This window comes from Streptomyces sp. NTH33 (assembly GCF_003236365.1).
Classification (GTDB): Bacteria; Actinomycetota; Actinomycetes; order Streptomycetales; family Streptomycetaceae; genus Streptomyces.
Window position 1 is genome coordinate 1 of the sequence record NZ_POTZ01001115.1, and the last position, 472, is coordinate 472.

A 472-nucleotide genomic window follows, 5' to 3' on the forward strand; every position below is an offset into this window, starting at 1 on the left:
TATATACGCTTATCGTTAGTTAAAGCGGCCAATAATGAAGTTCGATTGGTCAGCTTTTTAGATTCTCCGGAAGCCTCAGCAGCTAAAAAAGAAGCAGAAACAGGGCAGGTCAAAAACATTGGTTCATTGACTGACTTTGAAGATTGGATCGATAAATTAGATGCAAATTAAACAGACCAAATCTTTTGAACGTGAATTAAAAAAACTAGTCAAAAAACATTTCCCAATAACTGTCTTGAAGCCTTGTTTAGAAGCAATTGTTGAACAAGATGTACTTGTTTTGAAACAGATTAAAGATCATGCATTAAAAGGAAATTGGCGTGGCTATCGTGAATTTCACCCTGCCAGATATGGAAACTATGGTAAAAATTATGACAACTGGATTGTTATTTATCAGCTAGATCATGATGAATTGATTTTGTTATTGGTTGCAACTGGCTCCCATGAAATCTTGAATCAATAGCTATAGTTT

1 protein-coding gene is annotated in these 472 nt (G+C 34.5%); it reads left to right on the forward strand.

Translation table 11 applies throughout. From position 1 onward, the window contains the following. Positions 1-160 precede the first annotated feature (160 nt). A complete protein-coding gene (locus tag C1I97_RS38745) occupies positions 161-463 on the forward strand; it encodes a type II toxin-antitoxin system YafQ family toxin (RefSeq protein ID WP_005917927.1) in 303 nt (100 codons plus the stop codon). The last annotated feature ends 9 nt before the right edge of the window (positions 464-472 follow it).